The sequence below is a fragment of the Natrialbaceae archaeon AArc-T1-2 genome (genome assembly GCF_030273315.1).
Classification (GTDB): domain Archaea; phylum Halobacteriota; class Halobacteria; order Halobacteriales; family Natrialbaceae; genus Tc-Br11-E2g1.
Map to the genome: position 1 here is coordinate 2,339,578 of NZ_CP127174.1, position 25,812 is coordinate 2,365,389.

Genomic DNA, 25,812 nt, shown 5'->3' on the forward strand with positions numbered 1-25,812 from the left:
CCGGATGCATTCGCCAAGGAAACCGAACTTGTCGAACGTGGGGAAATACAGTGGCTTACCCACCCCGATCGTCGCCGAGGCCGATCTCAGCGCCCTTGCTCGAACAGATTTCGACGGCAAACTCAATTATTTCGGCAGAACACCGTCGGGAAACTGTTTCAGGACAACCCAGTGTGGATTAATCGGTCCCACGAAACCTGTAACGCCAGTCAGGCCAGCACCGAGCGCTGGCTGATGGACTTCATCCACGACGACGATCATCACCGGAGTCACCAAGCACTCGCCAATCAGCCATCGGCGAAAGAAATATGTATTCGGTTCGACACTAATCGAAGTGATATTTTACAGTACCTTATTGTTCAATAGATACAAATGTACGGTTGATCCAATAACGATGACTACCCGCAGAGCGTTCCTTGGAACCTGGAGCATCGTCGGTATTACTGCCCTGGCAGGGTGCCTCGAGGACGACCCGACGGAGTATCACATCACGATCGAAGCCGATGGTGAAGTACTCCACGACGACGAGAGCAGCGTTCCCGACGACGAGTACGAAGCCTATCACTTCGAGCTGGACGAACCGGCGACTATCGAACTGTCGACCGACGTTCACGAAGGGGAGGCCATCAACGTGCCGACGATGACGCAGACCCAATACGAGGAGGAGTTTGTCTCGTGGAACGAACCGACCCTGCACGAGCCGGGTAGCGAGATGGAAATCGAAGAGCAAGCGAACATCTCGTATGATCTCGATGCCGGCGAGTGGACGGTCGTTGTCTCGCGACGGCCCGGAAGCTGCTGACTGCAGTACTGTGGTTCGCGTCGGTCAGTCCGAGCGGAGACCAGCAGGCGAGTCGGTCGGTACCCGTCGTTTGCCGTGACTGTCCGATCTCCCTGCGTGCGGTACTGATGGCACTGGCAAGTATCTGTGGTAACAGTGGCGATACGGACAGCTGTACGTCAGTGCCAGCGAAACCACGCCCATCTGTGGTTTCGCCGATAAATCGTTACAGCAGACCGTAGAGCGGTCGCCCGGAGTGCTATGCGTCCGCACTCCAGTTCCGGAGCAAGCCGATGATGAAAATAAAGGATACGATCACGGTGAATGCCGTTGTGACCGTCTGAAAGATGGCCGTACTCGTATCGGCACGAAGGGTGATCAGCACGAACCCGTTAAATGGCGGCGCCCATTGACCGATGACTGCCAGGATTGAGAATTCCAGTTGCCTGCTCGTGAAGGCTTTATCGAGGAAGATCGAATAAAAGAGCACGAGTAAGCTCCACATACCGAGGTGGACGTGGGCGTTGGTATACATTAGCCGTCCGATGACGTCCGTATTGACGATGCCCGCCGGGTTCAGCTCGAGCATCAGCGTGTATCCGATGACCATTGTCACGGCGATTCCAAGGAAGCCCGACACTTCCAGGAGGTATTTTGGGTTTGTCATGCGTTGGCAATGAATACAATACACACAAGTGATATAATGATGATGGTTGGTTTCTATCCCATATTAGTAAATTTAATATATAGCATTGTTCAATCATCACAATTTTCTACAACTGTGTAGGAGGCAATTGTTAATGAAGTTATATCCAATGCCGACAATCGTAGCGAAAATTTCGACGAGTATGACGCCGCTTGCTCCGGACGCAAATCTTCGATTTTCGTGACTCGAAATTCCACGGCGTTCACACCGGGGGGTGTCAACGGAGTGGGGTGGCCGTACACAGCGCAGGATTCAACCCATCTCCCGTCCAACCCGCGCGTAGAATGGAGAAAACGCCGCGTGGAACCGCAGTCGGCGTCGACGACCCCTACGCGTTCGCCGGACGCTGTGATCACCTCACGAGCGAGGGACGGTGTCGGTACGCCTCCGACCACGCCGAGCACGACCCCGCGTTCGCCCGGGAGCGAGCCGACGCCGACTACAGGTGTCTCGCCGTCGATCGCGAGCCCGATGCCGAAGGGACGGTCGGTGACGACGACCCCTGCTGGGCCGACTGCCCACACTTTCGCTCACGCACCCGCGACCGGGAGTGTCGCCGCTGTGGCCTCGCGGAGAAACGGATGGCCCACGGCGACGAGCGACCGCTGCTCGAGGAACATCACCTCTCGTACGCGAGCGACGGCGAAACCGTCTCACACTCTCACGAGATCACGATCTATCTCTGTCGGTGGTGTCACGCGAAGGTCCACGACTCGTGGGCCCGGATCACCGACGACGTCGCGCCCGATCCCGAGGCGGTCGCCACGCTCGAGGAGCGTCGCGGTCGCGAACTGGACGAACTCGGCTTCGAGTCGGCGGCGGATCGCGACGGGGACTAGTCGGCAGCCGCCTCGACTGCGTTCCGCTCGCGTGCGTCGATCGCCTCGACGATCAGTTCGGCGACGTCGACGATCTCGATCTCGTCTTCGAAGTCGCCGGTCTTGCGCCCGTCCTCGTACATCGTCATACACATCGGACAGGCGACGACGAACTTCTCGATCGCGGAGCCGGCGTCGGTGTCCTCGAGTGCCTCCCGCAGGCGTTCCTCGCTCGGTTTCGGCTCTTCCTCGAAGTCCATCCAGAGACCGCCACCGCCGCCGCCACAGCAGAACGAATCGGCATGGGACCGTGGCATCTCGTGGAGGTCGGCACCCGTGGCCCGGATGAGCTCCCGTGGAGCCTCGTACTCGTCGTTGTACCGACCCAGGTGACAGGGGTCGTGGTAGGTGACGGTGTACTCGAGTTCGTCGCCGTCTAACTCGAGGCTGCCCTCGGCGACGAGTTCTTCGACGGCCTGACTCCAGTGGTAGACCTCGATCTCGCCGTCTGCGTTCCAGTACTCGTCGTACTCGAACGGCATCATCGGGTCGTCAGCGAACTCCTCGAAGTCGACCTCTGGATACTCGTTTTTGAACGTGTTGTAGGAGTGAGGGTCCGTACAGACGATCTTCTCGAACTCACAATCCTCGAAGGACTCGACGTGATGGCCCGCGAGCTCGACGTAGAGGAACTCCTCGCCGACCCGGCGGATGTCGTTGCCGTCGTACTTCTCGTCCTCGAAGAGGATGCCAAAGGAGACGTCGGCCGCCTCGAGGATTCGTGCAAGCGAGCGGGCGACCTGCTTGTTGCGCTCGTCGTAGCTCGGGTAGTCGCCGACGTACCAGAGGTACTCGACCTCCTCCTCGCGGGCGTCGGTGAGGTCGAACTCGAGGTCGTCGGCCCAGTCCGCACGCGACCGGGGCGAGTCGCCGAAGGTGTTGCCGTTTTGCATGACGTTCTGGAAGACGTCTTGCATGCTGGGAGCGACGTCGCCCTGATCTGCCATCTGGCGGTTGAGTCGGGTGAACGAGTTGAGGTGTTCGATCTCGACCGGACAGGCGTCCATGCAGGCCATACAGGCCATACAGGACTCCATCGTCTCGGTGTCGATGACACCGCCGCCGTCGGCGACGATGGGAACCTCCTCGCCACCGGCGTCACGTTCCTCGCGGTAGGCTTTCAGATCGAGGATGACGTCACGCGGATCGAGCGGCCGGTCGGAGGCCTTCGCGGGACAGACCGACGAACAGCGACCGCACTTGGTACAGGCGTCCTGGTCGAGCAGTTCCTTCCAGGTGAAGTCGTCGATCGATTCGGCGTTCGTGGCGTCTAAGTCGGCTGGCACGCCGGGCAGTCGCGCCCCTGCTTTCTCATCGCGCGTGACGACGTTCGCGAACGACGAGAGCATGTGAAACGGTTTGGCGTAGGGGATCCACGCGATGAAAAAGAACGCGAGAATCGAGTGCGACCACCAGGAGAGCCAGTGGAGGTTCTCGGCGGTGAGCAGCCCCGCAGACAGTCCCAGGCCCGCCTCTCCGGCCACGGGGAGTCCGATCGCATCGAAGACCATCGCCAGCCCGTAGCCGACGAAACTGACGACCTCGTGGTCGGGCATGCCGGTCGCGTAGATACGCAGTCCCTCGAGGACGAAGCCACCGACGCCGAGCAGAAACAGCGTCCAGATGAAGATATCGTCCTCGCGGGAGGTGTGTCTCCCCCACAGCCGCCCGTTGCGTACCCAGTACCGACGGTACATGGCCATCCCGATCCCGACGACGAACAGCAGTCCCATCGCGTCGACCATGAACTGGTAGGCGAGATAGAAATCACCCTCCCAGAACGTCATATTGAGAACCATCTCGGTGGCGTACTGCTCGAACCCGATGATCGCCGTCGCGATCAAAAGCGTCAGAAAGCCCCAGAGGATGAAGGCGTGCATCACCCCGCCGTAGAGGTCGCGGTTGAACTGCTTCTCGTTCGAGAGCGCGATCGTCGCCGCCGTACGGACCCGGGATCCGAGGTCGTCGAGTCGATCGAACCACTCTTCCTCGCCCGCTGTGTATCGTGCGAACCGCCGATATACGCCGTACAGAAATACGAGGATGGTCACAGCTGCGAGATAGTAAAAGACCGCCGTACCGGTGCTGGTGATGCCCCAGTAGGTTTCTCTCGTCACCTCCGTCTGGGCTACGCCGAACATGTACTACAACCGGAAGAGAAGTAACTTAATTCTTGTTACACTCTTTCACACATATCACGCCTTCTTCCGGCAATTATTCCCACAGGTAGAATATATCGCGTTCTGTCATAGGTCGCGACCGACAGTTTCTTCCATCGAATACCGCGTGGTTTTGCCCGACGTCATCTGGCAACAGGCTTATATAGCCACCCGTCACCAGTGTCCAGTCATGAACGAGAAAACCGAAGAGCTTCGGAACATCTTCACAAGCGTCACCGACGAAGAGACAGTCACCGAATCCCAGGAGGACACGCGCGGCTCGCTCGAGCAGGACGAACGGACCGTCGAAGAGCGACTCGAAGGGCTCGTCGCCCGAATGCGCGACCGCTACGAGTTCGAGACGCCGCTTTCGGATGCGGAACTCGTCATCCTCGCAAAGCGGTTCTACGAGGACGACACCGACGAGGCGATCGCCGACGAACTCGGCGTCGACGAGGAGGACGTCTTCGAGGGACGACTCGCCGTACACCTCGTCCGCGACGACGATGCCGACGAGGTAGACCTCGCCGCGATCCGAAGCCGGGAGGAAGACGATGCGACGCTCGCAGCCGAGTACGGCGTCGACGAAGGTCAGATCCGTCGTTACCGCCGCGTCGCCGCCGCCGTGGACGAATCGCGGGCGGCGAACGACCGCTACCGCGACGAGTTCGACGCCATTCTGGCCGACGCCGACCTCTCCAAGCGGATGGCCAAAGACGTTCGCGAGGACGGCCTCGAGGACGCCACCGAGGGGATGGAGACCGACGTCGAGTTCTGACGTGGCTTTTTACGGGATGAACCGGCGAGACGCCCCGTGTCGTTCGTCTCGTTCAGCGATCTACGCACAGCGGCGTACTGTCCACGAAAACTGTACTACCGCCGGCGCGACGACGATCGTGAGCCACCCGAGGAGGTCGAGCGCGTTCGCGATCTCGCCTACCGATACGACGACGTACTCGAGGCGAGCAACGCCGCGCTTTCGGCCGAACCGATCGCCGTTTCGCCTGCGAGCTACCGCGATCGCCTCGAGCGAACCCGGACGCGTCTCGAGCGGACCGGCCGCTGGGAGTCGATTCGCGACCCCGTCGCCCGGGACCGGCTGGTGACGGGCCGTCACTGTCGGGGAATCGTCCACAAGGTGCTCGCCGATCCACTCGAGCCGTCTGTGGTCTCGCCTGGTCGGCCACCAGAACGTGGCGTCTGGGAGCCCCACACCGTCCAGGCCGTCGCGGCCGCGAAAGCACTCGCCTGGGAACACGAGACGGCTGTCGAGACCGCCGTCCTCGAGTATCCGGCCTACGGCGTGATCCGTCGGATCGAGCTCACGACCCGTCGAAAGGCGCTGTACCGACGGACGCTCCGGACAGTCAGAGCACTCGACGGACCACCTGCCCGCGTGAGAAATCGATCGAAGTGTGAGTCCTGTGCGTACGCCAGCGACTGTGGCGTCACCACGCGGACGTTACGCTCGTTGCTCGGACTCGAGTAACCGTACTCGCTACTCGGCACCGAGCGTCTCGCCGAGTTCGCCCCGTTCCTCGAGTTCGACGAGGATGTCCGAACCGCCGACGAACTCGCCGTCGACGAACGTCTGGGGAATCGTCTCCCAGCCGCTGTGTCGCTCGAGTGCGACCCGGTACTCCTCGAGCGAGTCGAGCACGTCGACCGTCTCGAACTCCTCGCGGTGGGCGGCGATCAACCCGAGTGCGCGCTTGGAGTAGCCACACTGGGGCATGAGCTCGTTACCTTTCATGAAGAGGACGATCTCGTTCTCTTCGATCGCCTCGTCGACGAGCTCGTTGACGTCTTCCTGTTCGAGTCCAGGGTCGGGTGGGAAGTCCATGTGCGTGGGTTGGCAATGCGTCCGGATAGCCTTTGTGCCCTCGGAAGCGTCGAAGACGGAGACGACACGGCAGGGAATCCGTCCGCAGTTCGGGGTGCGGAGGACTTTTACTGTCGTGTCACAACGCCTCAACCATGGTCGAAGACGGACAGATCGCGACGGTGCGATACACCACTCGCTTGGTCGACGGGCCAGACGCAGGCGAGGTCGTCGACACGACAGACGTCGACGTCGCCAAAGAGAGCGGGATCTATCACGACGAGGGGGATTACAAACCGCTCGAGTTTCGGGTCGGCGAGGGTAACGTCGTGCCCGCCCTCGAGGAGATCGTCAAGACGCTCGAGCGAGGCGAAACGGCGACCGAGATCGTCGAACCCGAGCGGGCATTCGGCGAACACGACGAGTCGAAGGTCGAGGAGTTCGACCGCGAGACGTTCGACGAACTCGCCGGCGGCGAGCCCGAACCCGATTCGATGGTCACGGTACGAGACGGCCGGTACGGCTGGGTGACGGCTGTCGATGCCGACCGCGTCGTCGTCGATTTCAACCACGAGCTAGCGGGGAAACGTCTCGAACTCGAGGTCGAGCTGCTCGACGTACACGGCAAGCCGGGCGAGGAATCGGGACGAAACTGGGAGAAAAAGTACGGCCGTCGACAGGAGTAGCTGTCGGGGTACGACGATAAAAACACGGCTGTCGCGGAGTGGTCGTCGGGCGTTCTACTCGACGTCGACTTCGACGCGGTGGGGCCAGTACGCGTTGTTTCCGTAGCCACCGGCCTCCCACGGGAAGGCGTCGTCTTCGACTGTCTCGAGTTCGTCGTCTTGGTGAGCGACGTCTCGCGGCTGGGAACGTCCCTGATCGTCGGTTGCGCGCGAGACGATCGTGTACTCGCCGTCGTCGTCCGGAGTCCACATGTACCGGAACTGGACCCACGATGCCGTGGTGTCGACGCCTGGCATCGCGGGACCGAAGAGTTCGGCAGTGTCCCACGTCTCGCCGCCGTCGGTCGACACTTCGACCTGTTCGATCTCGTTGTCGCCGGCCCACGCGACGCCAGTGATTTCGACCTGCCCGTCGGACGTTCGTGGGGTAACGGTGTCACCTTCGCCCGGATAGCCGATCACGGACTTCGCGAGCATGTCCCACGCGTACGCGAGTGGCTCGTCATCTGCTGCGGCGTTGTCCATCATCTGCCACGTGTCGAACACGTCCACTTCCTCGTGGTGTTCGGCGTCCTGACCGGCGACCTCGAATCGGTAGGAGTTTTGCTGCCAGTTGTAGTATCGCTCCCACTCGTCGCCGTACATCATCGTGTCCATGACTTCCAGCTCGCCGAGCCACTTGATGCTGTTACAGCCGTACCAGCCGGGGACGAGGAGTCGGACCGGGTGGCCGTGTTCGATGGTCAGGTCGTGTCCGTTCATCTGGTAGACGAGCAGACAGTCCTCCATCACCTTCTGCATGGGGATCGACCGCGCGAACACCCGGTCGTCCTCGCTGGGGACCTCGTCACCGGCGGCCATCAGCCACATGTCGTCGCTGGTATCGGCACCGTACTCCTCGAGGACTTCGCTGACCGGAGTCCCCGTCCAGACCGCGTTACCGACCGCGCCGAACGCCCACGGGTTGCCACCGACCTGCGGTTCGAAGTAGGATCGGCCGTTACCCGTACACTGCATCGTGTGGGCGACCGACTCGGTGCTGTAGCCGTGTTTGATCTCCTCGACCGAGAGGTCGATCGTCTCGTCGGCAAGTCGGAGCTCGACCGTGTGGTCGTCTTCGTCGATGGCGGGCGAGAGATACCGGTTCCGCATGAAGTGCTCTTCTGCCGGTGTGACGAAGTTGATGTACGTCCCTCGCTCGGCGGCTTCCGCGTTTTCCGGATCGGCGGAGTGGACCTCGAGGCCGGGGTACTTGTTCTCGAGGTACTCCATCGTCCCCTGCTCTGGCTCGTCGTCGGTAGGCTCGGGATCGTCGCCGTCGTCGTCTGCGCCGGTGTCGTCTGCGCCGGTGTCGTCTGCACCGTTATCGCCGCCGGCACAGCCGGCGAGGGCGACGCCCGCGGAAACGCCTGCTGCCGCCATAAATCGACGCCGGTTCAGGAAGCGCTTCGCGTCGGACAGTTCGGTTTCTCGGCTCGATACGTCGGTCGTTTCGGTTGGTGAATCGTTGGTAGACATGTTGGTTTATCGTAAGGGGTTGTTCACTCTTCGACAATTATTGTGCCAATCATACTTCCGTCGTGGGGGGTGCACACGTACGTGTATTCTCCCGGAACCTCGAACGTGTGTTCGAACTCTGTATCTGGGTCGTCCAGATCGAAGTGATCTTCCCCCTCGTAGGAGGCGAACGGCTCTGCACCGTCCGGGTTCTCGTTTACGTCCGATGCATCAGGATGGGACGACACGTTGTGGCCCGGTGCATCGAAGTACCACGTCACCGTTTCGCCGACCGAGATCGTGAGTTCCTCGGGCTCGAACGTCCAGTCGCCGTCTGGCGCGACGATGACTCGGTTCTCGTCGTCGCCGTTGCCGTCTTCCTCTCCCGAATCGTCGTTCGATTCCGAGTCGTCCCGACCATCGTCGGCCGCCTCGGTACCTTGGTTGTCGCCGTTCGATCCGTCGTCTCCCTCGAGACAACCTGCAAACCCGACTGCTCCGGTTAGTCCGACATACTTCAAGTACCGTCTCCGGCTATGACCGTCGTCTGCCATCCACGTTCACTTCAATATACAGAATTCATAATGGCACCGAAGTAGGCAATACTGTCCGATACTTCCCAACAATAATTGCAGATAGTTGGGTGTGTGAATGGTTTATTGACACGATGGGTGCGTCCCCGAACCGGTAGACGTCACGGCTGGCCTGTCTCTCGCAGTCGAGTCCGGAGCGCGACAGTGACGAACTCTCCCGCTACTCGTCTTTACCGACGCTTATGACCTGTAACAGCGAGTAGATGGGGACGCCCTCGAGTTCGTCGACGCCCTGTTTGTCGGCGAGGACGACACAGGCGAGCGGCTCACCGCCTCTGGCACGGATCGCTCCGATCGTCTCGCGCATCGTCGTACCGCTCGTGATAGTGTCGTCGACGATGTAACACTCCCGGTCGCGGATAGTCGCGAAGTTCCGGGAAAACGTGCCGCCATCCTGTTCGACGTCGCCTTCTTCCTCCCACTGGTGTTTCGATGGGGTGTAGGTGGCGAGGTCGGTCTCGAGTTCACGGGCGACGAGGGTGGCGATCGGGCCGCCTGCCTTCTCGATGCCGACCGTGAGATCGACGTCCTCGCCGTGTTTCACCAGCAGGTCGGCCATCGCCTCCGCGATCGCGCTCATCCGCTTGCTGTCTCTGCCGATCGCGGACCAGTCGACGTGGATGTCCTGGGGACCGCCGGCCACCGTCGTCGCCGGTGTGCTCGTTGCCTGTGTCGCCGTGTCGCTGCGCTCGACGAGCCAGCTCGCCGTTTCCCGGGAGACGTTCAACTCGTCTGCGATCTCGCCTTTCGAGAGCCCCCGATCCGCCAGCTCGGCCGCGCTCTCGATCAGGTCGTCGACGTTTTTCATATACGATCGAATTCGACCGCTGTTTTTATAGTCGTGTCGTCGTCCACAAACGCACGCTCGAACTCGTCGAGTCCGTAGACGCCTGTCACGAGATCGTCCGCGATCCACGCCGGCAACGCCGCGAGCGTCTCGGCGGCCGACTCGAAGTGCTCACGACTCGAGTTGACGCTGCCGATCAGCGCCTTGTTGTGCAAGACGAGCTCCCGGTGAAGCCTGCCGCCGTCGATCTCGAACGTCCAGTCGTCGGGAACGCCGAGCAACGCGCCGATGCCGTTCGGGGCGAGCGCGTCGATCGTCTCGAAGGCGTGTTTCGCATAGCCCGTCGTCTCGAAGACGACGTCTACCGGCTCGTATTCGGCGGGAATCTCGGGAATCGGCGTCTCCCGTGAGTCGACGTAGGTCGCCCCCAGGCCTTCGATCAGGTCGATCGTGGGGTCGGGCCTGTCACGACGACCGAGACAGTAAGCGCGGTCGTACTCGAGTCGCTCCGTGACGATCGAAAGTGTTAGAAGTCCGAGCGATCCGTTTCCCAGTACGAGCGCGGATTCGGGTCGCCAGTCGAACGCCGACCGCGAGGCGCGGGCGTGTTCGAGGGCCTTCGCCGTGATGCTGATCGGCTCGATCAGGAACCCGGCCGGCGCGAGCTCCTCGGGGATCGGAACGAGGAACCCGGCGGGGCTCGTGAAGAACTCGGCCATGAAGCCGTGGGCCCCGACGATGCCGCGTTCGACGTACTCGCCGTCGGGAGCCATGTCGGGCTGGCCGCGCTCGAAGTGGTCGGTCGGTCCGTTCGGCGGTCGTCGCACCGTCGGCACGACGACGGTTCCCTCCTCGAGGTCGGTGTCGTTCGCGTCGGCGACGACGCCGACGGCCTCGTGGCCGAGCACGAGCCGATCCTCGCCCGCGGGGACGTCGCCGTGGTGGCCCGCGATGACCTCGTGGTCGGTGCCATCGACGCCGACGCGAAGCGTCCGCACGAGGGCCTCGCCGGGGCCCGGTTCGGGGACGGGCACTTCGAACAGCGCCGGCTCTCCCGCCCCGGGCTCGACTGCGATGGCGTCCATGCTCGATCTGACGGCGGCAACGGACTAAAGATTTACCTCGAGTCGAGTGACTTTTCTAAGATCGAGCGTGCGATCGGGTCGAAGAAGGTGTTCGATCGGACGAGACCGCGTCGCGGTCGAACCGACGAGCGATCCATCACGCTTTTGTCCCTGTGCTCGGTTCGTCTCCACGATGGATCGATCGGTGACCGAGACGGACCTCGAGTTCGAGCACGTCCCTCGAACCGACCAGTCGTTCGAGAACGCACTCGCGAAGGCCCGCGACGGCGAGCGGCTGACGGTCGCGGACGGGATCGAGCTGCTGACGACCGGGACCGACGTGGAGGGGATCGATCGACGACGCAAAGAGCGGGTGCTCGAGGTCGCAGACCGGCGACGCCGGGAGGTCGTCGGCGAGGAGGTCACCTTCGTCGCGAACCTGAACAACAACGTCACGACGGCCTGTAACGTCGGCTGTCTGTTCTGTAACTTCAAAGACGCCGCGTCCACCTTCGAGACCGACCACGAGGGGGCAACGGCCGGCTTCACGAAGACGCCCGCAGAGTCACGCGAGATCGTCAGCGACGCCGTCTCCCGTGGCATCTACGAGGTCTGTTCGGTCTCCGGGCTCCACCCGGCCTTCGCCCTCGACGCCGAACACCGCGAGATTCTCGAGGCCCACGAGGACCCGACGGCGGTCAACTACAAGCCGCCGGCGGCCTACGAGACCGATCCCGGCACCTACGTCGAGCAGATCGAAGCGATGGACGTCGACGGCGTCCACGTCCACTCGATGACCCCCGAGGAGGCCTACCACGCCCGCCGGGGCACCGACTGGAGCTACGAGGAGGTCTACCGCCGCCTGAAAGCGGCGGGTCTCGATACGGTGCCGGGCACCGCCGCCGAGATCCTCGTCGACGAGGTCCGGGAGGTGATCTGTCCCGGCAAGATCGGCTCCGACGAGTGGCTCGCGGCGATGGAAGCCGCCGCCGACGTCGGCCTGGGACTGACGGCGACGATCATGTACGGCCACGTCGAAAACGAGGCCCACCGGGTGTTACACCTCGAGCGCGTCCGCGAGCTCCAGGAGCGAGTCGACGGCGCGATCACCGAGTTCGTCCCGCTGTCGTTCGTCCACGAGAACACCCCACTGTACCGCCACGGCGTCGTCTCCGGCGGCGCGAGCCCCGACGAGGACGAACTGATGATCGCCGTCTCGCGGCTCTTTCTCGACAACGTCGAGCACATCCAGTCCTCCTGGGTCAAGTACGGCAACGAGGGCGGGCTGAAGATGTTGAACTGCGGGGCCGACGACTTCATGGGGACGATCCTCTCCGAGGAGATCACAAAGCGTGCGGGCGGGGAGTACGGCGAGTTCCGCTCGGTCGCCGACTACGTCGAGCTGATCAGCTCGATCGGGCGGGTGCCGGTCGAGCGCTCGACCGACTACACCGAACGCCGCGTGATCGACCCCGACGATCCGCCCTTCGGCCCACGGCTCGGCCCGCAGGCCGACGGCACGCCGCTGCTCGAGGACGAGAAGCGGGTGCCGGCGGACGACTGATACGGATAGCTGTAACTGTGTATCGGGGCAACCGCCAGACGTGTCGCGGTTGCCAGGGTGCGTGACATAGAAGTGTTGGAATAGGAATGGTTGCAGAAGGCAGTGCAAGACTTAGAGGATGAATTCACCGTTCGCTTCGCTCACGGTTCATTCGTCACATCGCAGAGAGACGCGCTGACGCGCGTCTCGGACCGCGGTCTATGCCGATAGAAACTGCGAGCGAAGCGAGCAGTTTGCGCCCTGTATCTTGCACGCGACACTTGACAAGACTCCGATAGGCATGGTGTGTGAGGGCTTCTATGACACGCTGCCGGACAGGACGGCAGCAGTCAGTGTGATCTCCCGGAGCCGAACCCACGATTTCAAATTCCGGCCGGCCCTAGAGCCGGCAATGGGAAACGCAGCACTCCGGGAGATCGCCGTCATCGAGGAGGTATCCTTCGCCGACCTCGAGGGGTCGGTCGTCGCCGTCGACGCCCACAACTGGCTCTACCGGTACCTGACGACGACGGTCAAGTGGACGAACAGCGACGTCTACACGACCCCCGACGGGACCGAGGTCGCCAACCTCGTCGGCATCGTCCAGGGCCTGCCGAAGTTCTTCGAACACGACATCACGCCCGTGATGGTCTTCGACGGCGGCCCCTCCGAACTCAAGGCAGACGAGATCGAGTCCCGTCGCAAACAGCGCGAGAGCTACGAGGAACAACTCGAGCGCGCCCGCGAGGAGGGCGACGCGGTCGCGATCGCCCGGCTGGAGTCACGCACCCAGCGCCTGACGCCGACGATCCAGGAGACCAGCCGCGAACTGCTCTCCCTCCTCGACGTGCCGGTCGTCGAAGCCCCCGCGGAGGGCGAGGCCCAGGCCGCACACATGGCCCGCCGGGGTGACGCCGACTACGTCGGCACCGAGGACTACGACGCCCTGCTCTTTGGCGCACCCCAGACGTTGCGCCAGCTCACGAGCAAGGGCGATCCCGAACTGATGGACCTCGAGGCGACGCTTGCGAAACACGAGCTCACGCTCGAGCAGTTGATCGACGCCGCCATTCTCATCGGGACGGACTTCAACGAGGGCGTCTCCGGGATCGGCCCCAAGACCGCGATCGCAGAGATCACCGAGCACGGCGACCTCTGGAGCGTCCTCGAGGCTCGCGGTGACAGCGTCGAGCACGGCGACCGGGTCCGCCAGCTGTTCCGCGAGCCGACCGTCACCGACGACTACGACGTCGCGACGAGCCTCGAGCCCGACCTCGAGGCCGCACGGGCCTACGTCACCGAGGAGTGGGCCGTCGATCCCGACGAGGTCGAACGTGGGTTCGAGCGCATCGAGGAGAGCGTGACACAGACGGGGCTGGATCGCTGGACGTGACGGCGGTGTCTCCGACCGGGTCGCCGTCGCGTGTATCCGGTCGACGCCGCCCGGATGACGACGGCTTTACTCCTCGAGGATGCGACTCCCGCCGGGTGGCAGGAAGTGCTGGATCAGGTCCGGACTGGCGACCGTGCGCACGAACGACTCGTCCTCGAACCGTTCGCGCAGCCGCCGGTAGATCCGCTTCGCGACGTCACCCTGTGCGAACCGGCCGGGTTCGACCTCGAGTGTCGTCACCGCCCGCTCCTCGATCGCCGACGGCGGACCGCCGATCACGCGGGTGTACGGTTCACACTGGATCCCGACGGCGACGCCGACCGGCGTGTCGTCGAAGTAGGTGCGATCGCCACGGATCGCGAAGCCGCCCTTCTCTAAGTACTCGCCGCTTTCGGGCGTCTTCGTCACCTGGTCGGCGTCGACCATGTAGACGTCGCCGGCGAAGCGGCCGTCCTTCCAGACCGAGGAGTAGGAGACGGCGAACTGGGCGGCCTCCTCGAGACTCGCGTCGGGGATGTCGACGTCGGGACTCGAGGCCTCGCTCGGGTCGGTCGCCTTGAGGACGGTGACGGGGCCGCCGTGGGCCTGGGTGTGAAAGACCCTGTCACCCGGCTCGAGGTACTTCTTGACCAGTTCTTCGTTCTGGTCGGCGTTTCGCCCGCCGATGACGAGGAAGTCGTCGCTCGTGTGGACCCACCGGAACCGCTCGTACCACTCCTCGCTCTTCCGTACCGGTACGGAGGGCTCGGCGAGCCAATCGCGTTCCGGGTCGTCCTCGCCTCCCTCGTCGGCGTCGTCCTCGTCGTCGGCCTGTTCCCACTCCTCGCGGCGACGTTTGACCGCCTCGAGGTCCTCGCGGGTGTCCTCGATCGCCGCGAGTGCGCCCTCTTTCTTCTCGGCGACGCGTTTGGCCTCCGTGTAGAGCCTGTCGGCGTTTTTCTCGACGCCGTCGCTGGCGACGAGGTCGATGTGTTCGTCCTCGAGTGCGACCGTCACCGTCCCCTCGCGGCCGTCGACGTCGGCGACCGCCTCGGCGGCCGCGATGCCGCGTTCTTTCCCCTCCTCGAAGCGCTCCTCGATCTCGTCCCAGGGACGGTCCTGCTCGCGTGCCGTCTGGATCGTCGAGAGGATCTCGTCGACCAGCCCGTAGTTCGCGTACAGCGACTCGGCCTGCTCGCGTTTCCGTTCGGCCTCCTGCTCGAACCCCTCGATCGCACCCTGCTGTTGTTCGATGATCCGTTCGTGTTTCTCGATCTCGGCCTCGAAGTCCGGGCGCTGGTCGGTCGGCTCGGCTGGCTCCTCGTCTTCGAGTTCGAGCCGGTAGAAGTAGTCGTCGAGCGCCTCGAGGAAGCTGTCGTAGGGCTCGCTCGCGAGGTCGTCGTGCTCCTCGAGCGGGAACGGCGTGACGTCGACGACGCGGTCGTCGCCGTCGCGTTCCTCGTCCGCGTCGTTCGCGTCGTCCGCGTCGTCCGCGCCGTCCGCGACGTAGAGCCGGGGATCGACGTGCCCGGTCCGGAGGTCGATCGCGAGCCGTTCGATCTCCCGGTAGAGCCGGTCGTAGACCTCCGAATCGGCGTCGTCGATGTCGAGCCCCTTCTCGACGCCGGCGCGGGTACACAGCTCCTCGGCGTACAGCCCTCCGAAGTTGAGCTGGGTCGCGAGCGTCCGGACGACGTCGGTGTCCGACTCCTCCATCTCCCGGTCGAATGCCTCCCGGGAGACCGCAAGCGGGTTGATGCGGGATTCGGGGAACTCGTAGCGCGAGCCCGGCACCACGGTACGGGACTTCAGCCGGACTGTCTCGAGGCAGTCGATCACCTCGTACTCGCCGTCCGTGACGGCGACGTTGCCCTGGCCGAACAGCTCGACGATGATCCGCGTGGTGCCGTCCTCGCGCTCGAAGACGAACTCGAGGATGCGGTCGAACTCGTACTGGGAGACGCCGGCGAAGTCCGCTCCCTGTAATCGGTTGCGAAGCATCATCGCGAACTGTGGCGGTCGTCCCGGCGCGTCGGGCACTCGTTCCTGGGCGACCGTGTGGGCGCGTTTGACGTCGCCGACCTCGATCAGTAGCTCGACCCGGCCCCGGTCGAAGTCACGCATCTTCAGCCGGACGAGGTCGTCACCGTAGAGGTAGGCCTTGTCGACCTTCGCGCCCTCGTAGGCCCCGAGTTCCTCGACGAGGGCGGCGAGGTCGACGCTTGTAAGCTCCCGCTTTGGATCCATACAACACACTGTCCGGCCAGGTCAAAAAGACGTGTCGCTCCCGGCCGCAGCAACTGCTCGTAGCCGACGTCAGTTCGTACTCACCACGCCGCGACGCGGTAGGGGCCGTCGATGGCGTCGAAGTCCTCGACGGCGTGGACGCCGGGGGCGGCCGCGAGCCGATCGCGGACTTCCCCGACGGTTGCGAGACGCTCGTCGACGTGGAACGTCAGCCGACAGCCGACCGCGACCGCGAGCCCGTCCTCGCCTGCGTCGACCTCGCCGACGGTCTCGACGCCTGCGTACCGGACGACGGGAACGGCCTCGAGGGCGTCCGTCACCCCCGCGGCGAGCTCGTCGCCTCGCTCGATCGGGACCTCGACGGTGACGGTCGCGTCGGCGATCACCTCGGTGACGGCGTCGGCGTCGGTCATGGTCGATCCTGAACGCGTCGTCGCTTGTCGATCGATTCGTTCATGATGGCCGTTCGTCGGCACACTTTGAAAAGACTAATCGGCTCGAGCGCCCTGCACTGACCCATGACCGACGCTGTCGAGGGTTGCCGGGCTGCGGTAAACCGCACCCTCACCCTCGATCCCGACCCCGATCGATCGGACGAGGTGGCTCGGCGACGATGAGCGCGGACACGACCGACCCCGGTCCCGACGTCACCCGGGTGCCGTCGTTTTTCGACCGTCTCGAGGACGCCGGCGGTCTCGCGGTCGAGGGCGTCCTCGAGGCGCTAGCGCCCGAGGTCCAGATCGCTCACGAGGGACCCGTCGAACGGGCGGGCGTCGTCTTCCACTACCGGGGCGTCCGGGTTCCAGGCTACGACGCCACGTTCGTCCACGAGAGATCTGACGCCCGCGACGTCCCGGCGTTCAGCCTCGAGGTCGACACGATCGGACCCCGGAACACGTGGGCAGTGTTCGACGCGACACTCGGCTGGGACGTCTACCTCGTCCGGACCGCTGACGCGACGGTGCTCGCCTGGATGAGTGACGAGGAGTTCGAAGCCGAGGAGGCGGGGCGGTTCGACTCGAAACGCGAGGCGGTCGCCGCGGGACGGTTCTCTCTCGGGGTCTTCCTCCGGACGGGCGAGGAGTGGGCACAGCGACGCGAACTCATGGAACGGACCGAAACGCCGGCGCTCATCCAGCTCGAGGACGGGCGCACCCTCGTCCCCGAGACCCAAGGGGAGTTCTACGAGGAGGTCGACTCGACGGTCGTCGAGTTCCGCTTACACGGCGGCGGCGCGCCCGACTACCTCGGCGTGCTCGAACTCGAGATGACCGTCGAGGAGTAACGACCTTGCGTTCCCAAGGCCGATGTTATTCGTCGCGGCTGTCCTCTCTGTCGGTTGTCCCCGTCACGGCAAGCCATCCCGGCTGGTGGCGGAACCGACATATAGTCCGATGAGCATAACACCAAGGTAGGAGGCCGTACAATCGGACATATCGTCCCATCGGACGGTGATACACACACATGGTATTTCGCACACTCTGGACCCGTCTCTCGTCTCTCTGGCGGTCCGACACTACGGACGAGGAACCGCCGACAGACGAGCCCGACGCGATCGAAGAGAGCGAGACGGACGCGACGTTGAGCTACGCCGAACAGGTCGAGTACGGCGTCGACGACCGCGACCTCTCGGACGAGGACAAGATCCTCCGCCTGCTCGTCAAACGCGGCGGGCGCGTCGACGAAACGACGATCATCGAGCAAACCGGCTGGTCGGAAGACCACCTCGAGCGCGTTGTCGACACGATGGAAGCGGACGATCAGATCAGCGCGGTCACCGTCGGTCGAAAACGCGTCATCTGCCGTCGCGGCTTCGAACCCAAGGGATATCGCTCTCACCTCGGAGAGTAACGGATACTATCGACTCGAGCGCAGTCAGTGTTCGCCCGCCGCTGTGACCGCCGACGAATCGGACACCGACGGGTGTCACTCCGTGCCGACCGCTCTGTCGGGCACGCGAGACGGCGTTCCCGGAGAGTGAGCGGAACCGCGTTCCGACGGGCCGGCGAGCTCGCTGCGGGCTCGACTTCGACGGCGTCGCAATCAGCGCGTCGTTCATCTCGATTTGACGTCCGTGACGACTTCGATGATCCCGTCTTCGAGCCGTCGCACCGCCGAGAATCCTATACCGGTGCGGACCCACGCTCTCACATGGTCGAGGTCACCTACTACTGTCCGTACTGTGGAGCCGTCACCGGCGTCGAGCGCGAGGGCTACCTCCGGGACAAGTGCGTCACCCGGGAACCACTCGCGGGCTGGGAGTACGCCGCCACGACGGACGACGTCGAGGCTGCAGACGGCATCGAGTTCGTCTGCCTGGGCGACGCCGGCGGCGACATCTACGTCGAGGGCGACGAATCCGAAGACGTCGAGGACGACAACGGCGTTCGAATCGCAGACGGCCCCAACGCCGACGTCGACGGACCGGCGGCCGACAGGGACGGCTGCGGTCGAACGTTTTACCTGAGCTACGTCAAATACGAGGACGGCACCGAGGTCGAACACCGACGACCGGCGTACGACCGGCCGCGGTTCGATTTCTCGCCGTGAGGCAGGGTCCGTCGCTCACGCTGACTCCGGACTCTCGATCATCACCGGGTCGCCGACCGCGATCGACTCCCCCCACGTCGACTCGGGAACTCGTGTGTTGACCATCAGCCTGAAGTAGTGATCGAACTGCGTCTCGTGCGCCCACGGCGGCAGCGTGGCCCGACGCCGGTCGACGAACGTCTCCCGAAATCCCGGCGTCGGCTCGCCGGTATCGGGGTGACGCGTCGGGACGACGCACCGTTGACACGGGTTGACCCCGCGAAGGCTCGCGGATCCGATCTCGAACGGGACGACTCGTCCGGGCCGATCGTAGAGTCGATCCTCCCAGAACGCCGGGACGTCGCCGACCTCGAGGTTCGGCCGCAGGCGACGACGCAGCTCCGCGGCGTCGATTCCCTCGTACCACGAGGCGACGGCCTCGAGCGTCGTCGTCCCGATCACCGTCGGTCCCGAAGCGTCTTCGTCGTCCGGAAAGCCGCCCTCGTCGTCACGGACGAGCTCGACCGGCCGGTCGAAGAAGGCGGTGAGCCAGGACGCGAGTGCGTCGCGGTCGTCCTTGAGGTGAAACGTCCGCCGGTCGACAGACGTATGGCGCTTTCCGTCACCGTCGTACTCGCCGACGGTCACCACCTCCTGCTCGAGATCGAACTCGGCTTGCAGCCGGTGGATCACCTGCTCGCGTTTCCCGGTTACGTACTCGCCACTCGAGTCCACGATCGCGTACCGTCGGTCCCACTCCAGACCGCCGTTTTCGACGATCGCCGCCGACTCGACGGCCGTCCCGTCGAGCGACTTGATCGGGTAGACGAGGATCTTCTCGAGGTGTGCCATCGATCGACACGTCGTGCCGGTCGGGAAAAGGCGTGTCTATCGACGGGGCCTACCGAACCGTAGCGATCGCTTACGAGCGGAGTCTCCGATTTCGTCGGTCTCGAGTTCACCGAATGTCAGACCCTTGTTTACTCGTACGGCGTGCGTACTCGACCGTACGAACTGCTGTATGGCAACGACACACGGGTTACGTTGTCGCACACGGGAACGAATATCCTCTACGTTTATGCGTCAGGATACGTCTCGTTCTAGTATGTCCGAAACCGGGACGGAGCGCCGGCCGCTGTCCAGACGGCTTCCCGATCCGAACACAGCGTCGAACGTCATCTACAATCCCTCGCTCGAGGAGCTCCGCGAGCTCGCAGAACCCGACGAGACGACGACCGAGTACGGATCGCCGTCGTACGTCAGCGAATACCGATCGCGAAGCTCCGAACGGACGAAAAACGCCGTCGACGACGAGTTCGGCGACGAGGACTACGAGCTGCTCGAGGACGCCGCCGACCTCGCCGGCGAGCGCGAGATGGTCTGTGTCGATCGGATCATGGGCCGCCACCCCGACGCGACGTTTTGCTGTCGGCTCTTCGTGCCGACGGAGTACGCACGGATCGCGCTCGCGTGGGCGAAGCTGTTCGAACCGACGGACGGTCGTGAACCCGATCTCCACACCGTCCAGATCCCCGACCACGACGAGACCGCGATCCGCATCCGTCCCGAGGAGGGGTTCACGGCCGTACTCGGCAGCGACTACACCGGCGAGGCCAAGAAGTCGTTCCTCCGGTTGCTCATGTACCGCACGAAACAACGCGGTGGCCTCGGGCTTCATGCCGGAAGCAAACGCGTCCGCGTCCGCGACGCCGACGGCGACATGCGCATCGTCGGCCAGGTGTTCCTCGGCCTCTCCGCGACCGGCAAATCGACGCTGACCTCGCATGGCTGCTGGCTCGAGGAGCCCGAAGACGCCGTCATGCTCCAGGACGACGTCTGTGCACTCCTGCCGGACGGCTCCGTCGCTGGCAGCGAGGGTCAGGGGCTGTACATCAAGACCATCGGCCTCGAGGAGGACGAACAGCCGGCGCTGTACGACGCGGCGACCGACGAGTCCGCGGTGCTCGAGAACGTCGCGGTCGACGACGACGGCACGGTCCACTTCGAGGAGGACCGGTACACCGCAAACTCCCGGGCCGTCGTCCAGCGCGAACACCTCGCGAGCGCGGACGAGGAGATCGACCTCGACCGGGTCGACCAGGTGTTTTTCATCACCCGGAACCCGCTGATGCCTCCGGTCACGAAACTCGACGAGGAGGAAGCCGCCGTCGCGTTCATGCTCGGCGAGTCGATCGAGACGAGCGCGGGCGACCCCGACCGGGCCGGCGAATCGATCCGCGTCGTCGGCACTAACCCCTTCATCGTCGGCTCCGAAGGTGAAGAGGGCAACCTCTTCCGTGACCTCATCGCCGACCTCGACGTCGACTGTTACGTCATCAACACCGGCTACCTCGGCAACGAATCCAAAGACGTCGGCGTCACGGAGTCGGTGACGATTCTCACCGAACTCGCGCGGGACACCGTCGAGTGGACCCACGACGACCGCATGGACATGACGATTCCCGCCGAGATCCCTGGCATCGACGTCGAGGAGTTCTACGTCCCCGACCACGTCGAGGACTACGAGGACGCCGCCGCCGAACTCCGCGAGGAACGACGCGAGTACCTCGAGAGCTTCGAAGCACTCGCTCCAGAGATCAAAGACGCGACGTACTGAGTCGGCTGGAAGCCGTATGCGAGCGAGTACCACTAACTCGCTTCCACACGAAGAACGGGTATGAGCGAATCCGGTACACCCCCAACCCCGGACGGGATGGCGCTTCTGGGGCACGGGCTGGCGTTCGCCCGGAACCCGACCGCGGCGCTGGAGCAGTGGGCCGCCCACGGCGATGTCGTTCGGCTCCGGCTCCTCGGCGAGTCGATATACCTTGTCACCGGTCCCGACGAAATCGAGACGATCCTCGTCGACGACCAGCACGCGTTCACCATCGGTACCGAGCAGCAGGCGACATTCCAGGGGATCGAGGACCACGCCATGACGACGGCGACAGGTGAGCGCTGGAAGCGGCTCCGTCGCGGGGCCCACCCGGCCGTTACCCGCGAGCGCGTCACACAGTACGGCGACCGCTTCGGATCCGTCACGGCCCGCTTTCTCGAGGACTGGAACGACGGCGACCGGATCGACCTCGCCGCCGAGATGCGTCGGCTGACGGTCCAACTCCTCGGGGAGACCCTGCTGGAGGCGGACCTCCGCGGCCGGGAGGACGTCGTCCTCGAGGCCACCGACGCCTTCCTCGACCGGGCCGACTTCAGCCGCCCCGGTCAGTTGCTCCCGAACGCGATCCCGACGCCGACGGAGTTTCGGTTTCGGCGTGCGGTGGGACGGCTCGACGCCGTCGTCGACGACCTCCTCGAGCGGCGGCGAGCCGACGCCGACGCCCGCGAGGACGTGTGCTCGATTCTGCTCGAGGCACACGATCGCGGGAAGCTAACGATGGCGGAGGTTCGACACAACCTGGTCGCGTTCGTGCTCGCCGGCCACGAGTCCCCCGCGGGGACGCTCATCCGGGCCTGGTATCTGCTCGCGAACCACCCCGAGGTGACCGACCGGCTCCGGGCGGAGTACGACCGGGTCGTCGACGGCGACTGGCCGACGGCCGGGGAGTACGACGACCTCGAGCTGACCCGTCGCGTGATCGACGAGACGCTCCGACTGTACCCGCCGACGACGGGCGTCAGCCGGCAGGCGATCGAACCCGTGACCGTCGGCGAGTACGAGTTCGACGCCGGCACCCAGTTTCTGATTCCCCAGTGGGTCCCCCACCGCGACGAACGGTTCTGGGACGAGCCGGAGACGTTCGACCCCTCGAGGTGGAAGCGAGATGCCGACCGGCCGGAGTTCGCCTACTTCCCGTTCAGCGGCGGCCCGCGCCGCTGTATCGGTGCCGACTTCGCCCGGCTGGAACTGGTGCTGGCGCTCGCGACGATGGTCGATCGCGCCGATCTCGACCTCGAGGTCGACGAACCCCTGACGTTCCGATCGTCCCTCCAGCTCCGGATCGAGACGGACATTACCGCGTCCGTACGGACACGATTTTGAATATCATCGGTGTCTCGTCGATCCCGCCACGTGCACGCTCCGTATTCGAACATTCGATCGGCCCGCGAGTGATCGAAGCCCCGAACGCGAACCCACAGCTGATCGTATACTCGGCAAACGTCGCTCGAGGTGTCACAGATCGCAGATTCAGCGGCTATCACACACAGATACGATTATATGCGTCCGGTTTCCATACCCGACAATGAGCGCGCAGCTACGGAAACCAACCGTCCGCGAATGCGAACTGTGCGGTCGGCAGGAGCGATGGGACGACGACCTCGAGGCATGGCAACTCGTCCGCGAGGACGGCGAGAAGCGGGTCGGCAATCCACACTGCATCCACGAGTGGGACATCACCGGCACGTTCAACCCGATCGACGAGAGCTGATCGCGACTCCGGAGACGTCCCCGACGGACCCACGTTCGCGTACGCTTTTGTCGGCTTCCGCCGTAGACGTATCCATGCCAACGGTGTACATCACCGCACCGCTTTCCGCCGCAGACGAGATCGTCGAAACGGTGCTCGAGGAGCGACTCGTCGCCTGTGTCAATCACCTGCCGATCAGGTCGACCTACCGCTGGGAGGGCGAGATCCACCGCGAGGAAGAGGCATTGTTGCTCGCGAAGACGACCGACGACGCCTACGACGACCTCGTTTCCCGCGTCCAGGAGCTTCACCCTCACGACGTTCCCTGCATCGAGCGATTCGACGAGGACGACGTCCTCGAGTCGTTCGCGACGTGGCGCGAGGACGTGATCGAGTAGACTGCCCCAAAAAGCAATCCTTAAAACTCGCGCACGGGTTCGTTCGGGTATGGCTGGAACCATCGAAGTGCTCGTTCCGGGTGGCCAGGCCGATCCCGGCCCGCCGCTTGGTCCCGAGCTCGGACCGACGCCGGTCGACGTCCAGGCCGTCGTACAGGAGATCAACGACCAGACCGAAGCGTTCGACGGGACTGAAGTCCCGGTAACGGTCGAGTACGAAGACGACGGCTCCTTCGAGATCGAGGTCGGCGTGCCGCCGACGGCAGAACTCATCAAAGACGAGGCCGGTTTCGATACCGGCAGCGGCGAGCCCCAGAAGGACTTCGTCGCGGACCTCTCGATCGATCAGGTCAAACAGATCGCCGAGCAGAAAAAACCCGATCTGCTGGCCTACGACGCGAAAAACGCCGCGAAGGAGGTCGTCGGCACGTGTGCCTCTCTCGGCGTCACCATCGAAGGCGAGGACGCACGCGAGTTCAAAGAGAAGGTCGACGACGGCGAATTCGACGACGTCCTGGCCGAAGCGTAACGCCGACTCGATTTTCGACGGTCGACATCGGAGCCGCTACGACGGTCTCATCGTGCGAAGCCACAGTCGAAACCGCCCGTCGTCGGCCTGGAGCCAGCCGACCGTCGTCAAGCCGGCGGCGACAAGCGGCGTGGCCGACGCGCCGCCTGGAACCAGGACGTCGGTGGTGAGGACTGCAAGAACGGTTACGATTCCGGCGCACGTGTAGGCTCGCGTGTAGCGGACGCTGATGCCGGCGTCCCACGCGTCGGCGAACAACGACGTTCCCGCGGCGAACAACACCACGAGCAGCGTCGTGTGGATCCAGTAGCCGAGCTGTGGGGAGATTGCGACGAACGCGACCGTCCCGGTCGGCTCCGACGACAGCGACCAGTACAGATCGTGTGCAGGCGTCGTGGCGATACAGACGATGTTGAGACCGGTGAGGACGGCCGTGATCCCGTAGACCAGTCGTCGCTGTGGCACGCCCACCGTGCTGCTGGCGGTGGCGGCGAACAAAAACCACCCGAGTCCGGCCAGGGACGAGCCGACGAAACTCAACGCGAGAAAAAACCCCTTCACGAGTGGGTCCGGATCGAGCACCTGCGCGGCGAACATGGCGTTCCAGACGCCCGCGCCCATCACGAGGAGAATGTACGCCAGTCCGTTGTCGCTGCCGCGATACGAGATCGCGGTCGCAACGTACGGATACGTCGAGAGGACCACGACGGCTGCGCCGGCTACGAGTACCCACGTCCCCCACTGCACCACTGACATAGCTGGTGTCGGTCGTACTCTACCTTGGTAGTTACGCCACGCCGACACAGCACCGGCTGAACGTGCTTTCTCCCCGAGCCGATCAGCTGTCGGGGTCGCCGTAGGAAGCGCCGTCGCGCTCGTCGGCGCGCATCCGTCGCAACGCCGCCCGGGCGTTGCTCGCCTCGTAGCCGAAGTAGACGTCGGTTCCGTACGCGGCTGCCACCTCGGTCGCGTGGATCAGGTTGTCGACGTCGACGTCGACCGCGTACAGTTCGACGCTAAACGGCGTCTCCTCGAGCGCGCTCTCGAATCCCTTCGCGATCGTCTCGAGCCAGTAGGTCGTCGTGTAGGCCATGTCATACAGCGGAACGACGAACTCGTCGACGACCGCTTCGAGCGCTTCGAGGTCGAGACCGGACCGTTCGTAGAGGTGACCCGGATACGGGTCGGGATACAGCGTCAGGTACACCCGACCCGGAATCCGGTCGACGGCGTCCGCGACGAACTCCGTGATGACGTCTGCCCGCCACTCGAAGCGATCGTCGAACTCGCTCGCGGCGAATGCCTCCTCGCAGACGCCACAGCGGCAGTACTCGGCTCGCGGGAAGCCGACGTCGTCGAGTCGGACGTCCTCGTTCGCCTCGACGCAGTCGTCGATGACCTCGAACAGCCCCTCCCGGTACTCCTCGCGGGAGGGACAGATGTACGCCCAGTCGAAGTACGGACGCTCACGCGTCGCTGGCCGTCCCATGTCGTCGACGGGAACGAGCGACGGGTCGGCGTCGGCGGCAGCGTTGTCCCCGAAACACGAGACCATGTTGACGGCGTCGGCGATCGGCTCGGCGGATCGACCAGTTACGTCTTTGACCTCGTAGAACCCGCGATCGAACTCCTCCCAGTTCACTTCGTCGGCGTTGCGCGTGACGACGCCATACATACGGGGACGTACGAAACGCAGCGGGTAAGACGTTCGGAATCCTACTCGGTCGGTTCGTACTCGACTTCGACCTCGGAGGAACGGCCGGAGACGAGTTTCCACACGAGAACGATGACGACCAGCGCGATCAAGACCTTGACTGTCCGGGACATGTATCTGTGGCTACGTGAGACGCGCAC

General features: G+C 64.0%; 27 protein-coding genes. 15 read left to right on the forward strand and 12 right to left on the reverse strand.

All coding sequences use genetic code 11. The features are described from left to right. The first annotated feature begins 394 nt into the window (after positions 1–394). Positions 395–802, forward strand: coding sequence for a hypothetical protein (locus QQ977_RS12015; protein WP_285926010.1), 408 nt, complete (start codon positions 395–397; stop codon positions 800–802). A 238-nt stretch (positions 803–1,040) separates the two neighbouring features. On the opposite strand, the gene QQ977_RS12020 is transcribed toward QQ977_RS12015, so the two are convergent. After that, positions 1,041–1,448, reverse strand: coding sequence for a hypothetical protein (locus tag QQ977_RS12020; RefSeq protein ID WP_285926011.1), 408 nt, complete (start codon positions 1,446–1,448; stop codon positions 1,041–1,043). A gap of 323 nt (positions 1,449–1,771) precedes the next feature. On the opposite strand from QQ977_RS12020, the gene QQ977_RS12025 reads away from it, so the two are divergent. Next, a complete protein-coding gene (locus tag QQ977_RS12025; RefSeq protein ID WP_285926013.1) occupies positions 1,772–2,326 on the forward strand; it encodes a DUF7097 family protein in 555 nt (184 codons plus the stop codon). On the opposite strand, the gene QQ977_RS12030 is transcribed toward QQ977_RS12025, so the two are convergent. Further along, on the reverse strand, positions 2,323–4,506 hold the full coding sequence (locus QQ977_RS12030; RefSeq protein WP_285926014.1) for a (Fe-S)-binding protein: 2,184 nt from the start codon (positions 4,504–4,506) through the stop codon (positions 2,323–2,325). The two genes, QQ977_RS12025 and QQ977_RS12030, sit on opposite strands and share 4 nt — an antisense overlap. A gap of 208 nt (positions 4,507–4,714) precedes the next feature. On the opposite strand from QQ977_RS12030, the gene QQ977_RS12035 reads away from it, so the two are divergent. Together QQ977_RS12035 and QQ977_RS12040 are read left to right on the forward strand one after the other, a co-directional pair. Continuing rightward, the gene (locus QQ977_RS12035) at positions 4,715–5,302 is read left to right on the forward strand and encodes a conditioned medium-induced protein 4 (RefSeq protein WP_285926015.1); all 588 of its coding nucleotides are present in this window, start codon (positions 4,715–4,717) and stop codon (positions 5,300–5,302) included. A gap of 36 nt (positions 5,303–5,338) precedes the next feature. Next, complete coding sequence (locus QQ977_RS12040) at positions 5,339–6,013, forward strand: CRISPR-associated protein Cas4 (protein WP_285926016.1); 675 nt, start codon at positions 5,339–5,341, stop codon at positions 6,011–6,013. Between the two features lie 9 nt (positions 6,014–6,022). Here the strand turns inward: QQ977_RS12040 and QQ977_RS12045 are convergent, their stop codons facing one another. Then, positions 6,023–6,367: a glutaredoxin family protein gene (locus tag QQ977_RS12045; RefSeq protein ID WP_285926017.1), complete on the reverse strand. Its 345-nt coding sequence runs from the start codon at positions 6,365–6,367 to the stop codon at positions 6,023–6,025. Between the two features lie 134 nt (positions 6,368–6,501). Between QQ977_RS12045 and QQ977_RS12050 the strand changes: the two genes are divergently transcribed. Then, entirely contained in the window at positions 6,502–7,032 is a 531-nt protein-coding gene (locus QQ977_RS12050; protein ID WP_285926018.1) for an FKBP-type peptidyl-prolyl cis-trans isomerase, read from the forward strand. A gap of 54 nt (positions 7,033–7,086) precedes the next feature. On the opposite strand, the gene QQ977_RS12055 is transcribed toward QQ977_RS12050, so the two are convergent. From QQ977_RS12055 to QQ977_RS12070, 4 genes are all read right to left on the reverse strand, one after another. Beyond that, the gene (locus QQ977_RS12055) at positions 7,087–8,454 is read right to left on the reverse strand and encodes a molybdopterin-dependent oxidoreductase (protein ID WP_285926019.1); all 1,368 of its coding nucleotides are present in this window, start codon (positions 8,452–8,454) and stop codon (positions 7,087–7,089) included. Between the two features lie 119 nt (positions 8,455–8,573). Beyond that, a complete protein-coding gene (locus QQ977_RS12060; RefSeq protein WP_285926020.1) occupies positions 8,574–9,083 on the reverse strand; it encodes a cupredoxin domain-containing protein in 510 nt (169 codons plus the stop codon). 199 nt (positions 9,084–9,282) lie between these two features. Then, positions 9,283–9,930: a transcriptional regulator GfcR gene (gfcR, locus tag QQ977_RS12065; RefSeq protein WP_285926021.1), complete on the reverse strand. Its 648-nt coding sequence runs from the start codon at positions 9,928–9,930 to the stop codon at positions 9,283–9,285. Further along, the gene (locus tag QQ977_RS12070; RefSeq protein WP_285926022.1) at positions 9,927–10,994 is read right to left on the reverse strand and encodes a glucose 1-dehydrogenase; all 1,068 of its coding nucleotides are present in this window, start codon (positions 10,992–10,994) and stop codon (positions 9,927–9,929) included. Before QQ977_RS12070 ends, gfcR begins: the two co-directional genes overlap by 4 nt. 172 nt (positions 10,995–11,166) lie before the next feature. On the opposite strand from QQ977_RS12070, the gene cofH reads away from it, so the two are divergent. Next, positions 11,167–12,537, forward strand: coding sequence for a 7,8-didemethyl-8-hydroxy-5-deazariboflavin synthase subunit CofH (gene cofH / locus QQ977_RS12075; RefSeq protein WP_285926023.1), 1,371 nt, complete (start codon positions 11,167–11,169; stop codon positions 12,535–12,537). Positions 12,538–12,928: 391 nt separating this feature from the next. Then, positions 12,929–13,909 carry a flap endonuclease-1 gene (gene fen / locus QQ977_RS12080; protein WP_285926024.1) on the forward strand — a complete coding sequence of 327 codons (981 nt, stop codon included), beginning with the start codon at positions 12,929–12,931 and terminating at the stop codon, positions 13,907–13,909. Between the two features lie 66 nt (positions 13,910–13,975). Here the strand turns inward: fen and rqcH are convergent, their stop codons facing one another. Continuing rightward, on the reverse strand, positions 13,976–16,135 hold the full coding sequence (gene rqcH, locus QQ977_RS12085) for a ribosome rescue protein RqcH (RefSeq protein ID WP_285926025.1): 2,160 nt from the start codon (positions 16,133–16,135) through the stop codon (positions 13,976–13,978). A gap of 80 nt (positions 16,136–16,215) precedes the next feature. After that, a complete protein-coding gene (locus tag QQ977_RS12090; protein ID WP_285926026.1) occupies positions 16,216–16,548 on the reverse strand; it encodes a hypothetical protein in 333 nt (110 codons plus the stop codon). 200 nt (positions 16,549–16,748) lie between these two features. Between QQ977_RS12090 and QQ977_RS12095 the strand changes: the two genes are divergently transcribed. The 3 genes from QQ977_RS12095 (at position 16,749) to QQ977_RS12105 (ending at position 18,685) form a co-directional block, all read left to right on the forward strand. Further along, a complete protein-coding gene (locus QQ977_RS12095; RefSeq protein ID WP_285926027.1) occupies positions 16,749–17,420 on the forward strand; it encodes a hypothetical protein in 672 nt (223 codons plus the stop codon). Positions 17,421–17,599: 179 nt separating this feature from the next. Further along, positions 17,600–17,986 carry a helix-turn-helix transcriptional regulator gene (locus tag QQ977_RS12100; protein WP_285926028.1) on the forward strand — a complete coding sequence of 129 codons (387 nt, stop codon included), beginning with the start codon at positions 17,600–17,602 and terminating at the stop codon, positions 17,984–17,986. Positions 17,987–18,286: 300 nt separating this feature from the next. After that, positions 18,287–18,685, forward strand: a complete 399-nt coding sequence (locus tag QQ977_RS12105; protein ID WP_285926029.1) for a hypothetical protein — start codon at positions 18,287–18,289, stop codon at positions 18,683–18,685. 15 nt (positions 18,686–18,700) lie between these two features. Here the strand turns inward: QQ977_RS12105 and QQ977_RS12110 are convergent, their stop codons facing one another. Continuing rightward, entirely contained in the window at positions 18,701–19,516 is an 816-nt protein-coding gene (locus QQ977_RS12110; RefSeq protein WP_285926030.1) for an MOSC domain-containing protein, read from the reverse strand. Between the two features lie 253 nt (positions 19,517–19,769). On the opposite strand from QQ977_RS12110, the gene QQ977_RS12115 reads away from it, so the two are divergent. The 5 genes from QQ977_RS12115 (at position 19,770) to QQ977_RS12135 (ending at position 23,958) form a co-directional block, all read left to right on the forward strand. Continuing rightward, positions 19,770–21,281 carry a phosphoenolpyruvate carboxykinase (ATP) gene (locus QQ977_RS12115; protein WP_285926031.1) on the forward strand — a complete coding sequence of 504 codons (1,512 nt, stop codon included), beginning with the start codon at positions 19,770–19,772 and terminating at the stop codon, positions 21,279–21,281. A 60-nt stretch (positions 21,282–21,341) separates the two neighbouring features. Next, the gene (locus QQ977_RS12120) at positions 21,342–22,664 is read left to right on the forward strand and encodes a cytochrome P450 (RefSeq protein WP_285926032.1); all 1,323 of its coding nucleotides are present in this window, start codon (positions 21,342–21,344) and stop codon (positions 22,662–22,664) included. A gap of 202 nt (positions 22,665–22,866) precedes the next feature. Beyond that, positions 22,867–23,052: an HEWD family protein gene (locus QQ977_RS12125; protein ID WP_285926033.1), complete on the forward strand. Its 186-nt coding sequence runs from the start codon at positions 22,867–22,869 to the stop codon at positions 23,050–23,052. Positions 23,053–23,126: 74 nt separating this feature from the next. Further along, on the forward strand, positions 23,127–23,429 hold the full coding sequence (gene cutA, locus QQ977_RS12130) for a divalent-cation tolerance protein CutA (protein ID WP_285926034.1): 303 nt from the start codon (positions 23,127–23,129) through the stop codon (positions 23,427–23,429). Between the two features lie 49 nt (positions 23,430–23,478). After that, a complete protein-coding gene (locus tag QQ977_RS12135) occupies positions 23,479–23,958 on the forward strand; it encodes a 50S ribosomal protein L11 (RefSeq protein ID WP_285926035.1) in 480 nt (159 codons plus the stop codon). 36 nt (positions 23,959–23,994) lie between these two features. Here QQ977_RS12135 and QQ977_RS12140 read toward each other — a convergent pair whose 3' ends face one another. Both QQ977_RS12140 and QQ977_RS12145 read right to left on the reverse strand, forming a co-directional pair. Then, positions 23,995–24,714, reverse strand: coding sequence for a histidine kinase N-terminal 7TM domain-containing protein (locus tag QQ977_RS12140; RefSeq protein WP_285926036.1), 720 nt, complete (start codon positions 24,712–24,714; stop codon positions 23,995–23,997). An 82-nt stretch (positions 24,715–24,796) separates the two neighbouring features. Continuing rightward, positions 24,797–25,633 carry a hypothetical protein gene (locus tag QQ977_RS12145; protein ID WP_285926037.1) on the reverse strand — a complete coding sequence of 279 codons (837 nt, stop codon included), beginning with the start codon at positions 25,631–25,633 and terminating at the stop codon, positions 24,797–24,799. Positions 25,634–25,812: the final 179 nt, after the last annotated feature.